Origin of the sequence: Thiolapillus sp., assembly GCF_048562965.1 — a bacterium.
Classification (GTDB): Bacteria; Pseudomonadota; Gammaproteobacteria; order Chromatiales; family Chromatiaceae; genus Thiolapillus; species Thiolapillus brandeum_A.
Map to the genome: position 1 here is coordinate 1 of NZ_JBHNMF010000363.1, position 3,336 is coordinate 3,336.

The 3,336-nt window shown below is 54.8% G+C and carries 4 protein-coding genes; 2 read left to right on the forward strand and 2 right to left on the reverse strand.

Going from position 1 to position 3,336, the window contains the following annotated elements; all coding sequences use genetic code 11:
- Nucleotides 1-153: 153 nt before the first annotated feature.
- Nucleotides 154-1,356 carry a TraB/GumN family protein gene (locus tag ACOCD2_RS14800; protein WP_293649209.1) on the reverse strand — a complete coding sequence of 401 codons (1,203 nt, stop codon included), beginning with the start codon at nt 1,354-1,356 and terminating at the stop codon, nt 154-156.
- A 72-nt stretch (nt 1,357-1,428) separates the two neighbouring features.
- On the opposite strand from ACOCD2_RS14800, the gene ACOCD2_RS14805 reads away from it, so the two are divergent.
- Together ACOCD2_RS14805 and ACOCD2_RS14810 are read left to right on the forward strand one after the other, a co-directional pair.
- Nucleotides 1,429-1,851 carry a hypothetical protein gene (locus tag ACOCD2_RS14805; protein ID WP_293649212.1) on the forward strand — a complete coding sequence of 141 codons (423 nt, stop codon included), beginning with the start codon at nt 1,429-1,431 and terminating at the stop codon, nt 1,849-1,851.
- On the forward strand, nt 1,851-2,507 hold the full coding sequence (locus ACOCD2_RS14810) for a hypothetical protein (protein WP_293649215.1): 657 nt from the start codon (nt 1,851-1,853) through the stop codon (nt 2,505-2,507). Before ACOCD2_RS14805 ends, ACOCD2_RS14810 begins: the two co-directional genes overlap by 1 nt.
- A 47-nt stretch (nt 2,508-2,554) precedes the next feature.
- Here the strand turns inward: ACOCD2_RS14810 and ACOCD2_RS14815 are convergent, their stop codons facing one another.
- A complete protein-coding gene (locus ACOCD2_RS14815; protein ID WP_293649218.1) occupies nt 2,555-2,863 on the reverse strand; it encodes a hypothetical protein in 309 nt (102 codons plus the stop codon).
- Between the last annotated feature and the right edge of the window lie 473 nt (nt 2,864-3,336).

A 3,336-nucleotide genomic window follows, 5' to 3' on the forward strand; every position in this document is an offset into this window, starting at 1 on the left:
CATAGCGGCCTCCAGAAGTTTGTGTTGATTTCTCTTCTGAGAGGCCGCGCCTTGCTATGTCAACTATTTTTTGAGATTTTTAGTGGTTTTTCTCCTCTGAAACTCTAAACTCTAGACTCTAGTTACATTAGTTTTCCGGGCTAAATTCGCCCTTTAGCTTCCAGCCAGTTTTCCGGCAATCTGGAAACCTGCGATATAGGTGCCTGCCGCAGAACCCAAAGTGCTGAACAGGAACACCAGCAGGGTGCGGGAAACGCGGTTTTTCCACCAGCCCGTCCAGTGCGTCGTGTCATGGCGCAGCTGTTCGAAGTCTTTCACCGTCGGTTTGCGCAGCCACAGTTCCGCCGCGGCGGTGACCATGCCGGCGCCGATGGTGGGATTCAGCGAAGTGATGGGGGCAGCCACAAACGCGGTAATCACGGTAAGGGGATGGGCGCCCGCCAGCGCAGCCCCTGCTGCAGACAGGGTGCCGTTGATCAGCACCCAGCTCCAGACAAGCTGCCATCCCAGTTCGGGGCTGCGGTAGAAGCCGATGCCAAAGCCGATGAACACCAGGGCAACGATGAACCAGGGGATGATTTTCGGCCAGCGTGAAGGCTCGGGAAGCGCATCCAGCTCGCTGATGAGCCTGGCTGGCTCATTGATTCCTTCTTCAAGTTTTCTGCTGATTCCCTTCAGGTGGCCGGCGCCTACCACGGCCAGTATGTCCTCGTGCCCCTTTTCCTCGACTTCCTGGGTGAGTCTGGCCGCCATGTAGGCATCGCGTTCGTCGATGAGGGGAACAAACAGATCTTCTCTGTCGTGGGCGAACTCGGCGAAAGTGGTTTCCAGCATGTCGCCTTCCTTGAGCTTTTCGATTTCCTCTTCCTCGACTTCCTCGCGGGAGATCAGGGAAAGCAGCAGGCCGGTGAACAGGGTCCAGCGTTTCCACCAGGAAAGATTGCTGGCAGTGCGCTTGAGGGTGGTGCCGATCTCCCGGTCGATGAGCAACACGGGGAGGTGGTGTTTTTGCGCAAGCTCGATGGCCTTGCGCTGTTCTGCGCCGGGTTCGATGCCGAACTGTTCGGCGAGACGCTGCTGATAGGCGCCCATGGCCAGATTGGCAATCACCATGGAGGCCTTGCCACTGCGGATCACATCCATGAGATTCATCTTTGCCAGGGAATCCGAAGAGAGGATGGCATTGTAGCGGCTGGGGCAGAGCTCCACGGCAATGGCGTCGTATTCGTTGCTTTCGATCAGCTTTTCGACCATATCAGCGCTGGTTTTCGAAACATGCGCCGTGCCCAGCAGGGTGAGTTTGCTGTCTCTGATGCTGAGCTCTTCTATGGGTTCCTGGGATTGTGTGTCGGACATGATTTGTATGTTTGCATTACCGGGATAGGCTGGGATAATACCAGCTGAATGAATCGGGATGGAGTTTGGAGTGTGAAAATATTTTCATCGAAAGGGCTGGTGCTGCTCGCGCTGCTGTCCGGTCTGCTGCTTGGCGGCTGCGGCACACTGAGCAAGGCGAAGAAGAATCAGGCCCTGGACCTGCGCCTCAGGGAATACGCTCATGAAGTGCGCTGGGGTGCTCTGGAAGCCCTGCCGTCCTACCTGGAAGCGGACAAGCTCAGTGAGCAGCCGCCCATTGCAGATGATCCACAGAATATCCGCGTAACGGAATATGAAGTGCTCAGGCCACCCATGCCGGGGTCGGATGAAAACCAGATCACACAAACGGTAAAAATAGATTATCTGTTTCGGGACCGGCAGGTGGTGCGCAGTATTATCGATCAGCAGAGCTGGAAATATTATCCTGACACGGGCAACTGGGTTCGTACCAACCTGATTCCCGTCTTCAAATAATGGTTCGAATTGCTTTCAGCGAGCGGCCGGGACGGCATGAGCGCCATTTCATGCGCAAGCTGGACAACGTGCTTTTTCCCCGCCCGATTCAGGATTTCAGCGATGAAGACCTGTTGGATGTTCAGCGCTTGGATCATGAAGAACTGCTGGTGTTTCTGCAGTCTTTACGGCAACTGGTGGGAAAGGCGGCAACGCTGAAGCCCAACGAAGAAACCGAGGTGATCCTGGATCTCAAGTCGGAACTGGAGAAACACTACGAGCAGGCCTGTGGCCTGACTGACAACCAGTCGGCAAACAAGCAGGCCATTGCCCAGCTTATCGATGTGATCATGGCGACAGTGCAGCGAAATGCGGCGGGTGATTCCCTGGCGGAGCAGGAACTGGCTGAAGAATCACTGGCGAGAAAGACCCATTTTGCGTTGCTCGAATCTCCCCTGGTCGCCGACCTGTTGCACCCCAAGAGTGTCATAGAGGCAGACGAGCTGTCAGCAGTACTGCTGACAGATCCGGAAGACTTCGTGCGCCCGGCATTGGAGTTGTTTGACATCGATCAGCGCAGGCTTCTGACAGAAGATATGCAGGCGTTGCTGGACAGTCATGGATTGAAAGATGCAGGTATGCGCGAACGTCTGAACTGGCTGCGGACAGCCGGGTGAGGCAAGCCGCCTTCCGGTTTGATACCGGAAGACAGAAGCCTGTGATTCTATACTTCGAGATCCGGGGTGGTCTCGATGAGCATATCGTAAGCAGTGAAGATATGGTTATGCCGTGTCACGGGCATGCTGTCCGGTTCGACAGGGCCCACTTGCGTATCCGGGTTGCCACGGTAAGTGTCGAACAGGGAAACACGGGGTTGTTGCACCGATTTTGCAGGATTGCTGATACCCTGTGACAGGCTGGGAATATTGGGATCCAGATCTTCACTGGCGAGTTGGCGCTCGTACTGGAAAGTTTCGGCAAAGGCCATGTTGCTGACAAGTGCGAGTGCTGAAAAGGTAAGCAGAGTTTTCATGGTAATGTCCTCATGGTTATCGTGTGTCGTGTGTTGATTAACCCGGGTGCCAAATATGTCGTCCTCAGTGCTTCAAACAGGACGTGTATCAAGGCGCGGCTTGCAGTCAATGGCAAGCCCTTGTCAAAAGCAGCAACACCGATACACGTCCTGTTTGAGGCACCTGACCAATTGATACTGTAAGACAGGCCGCCCTGTCTGCGCCGGTGAGCTGCGTTATCAATACTCGCTGTAGAATGACTACAGCGGCGTATTGCTGTCTTGCCACCAGCGCAGACCGGGCGGCTGAGGGCGATATATTTGGTGCCCGGGTTAATAAATAAGACCCAGGCGGGGTTGTTTTCATTTCTATTTTTGTAACTACTCACCCCTATCAGCATAGAGCTGTCCCGAAAAGGCCATTTGAATGGCGACCAGCGGATTGTATCCCTGATTTGCCATGGTCTGCAGGTAACTGGAGATGCGGCAATAGG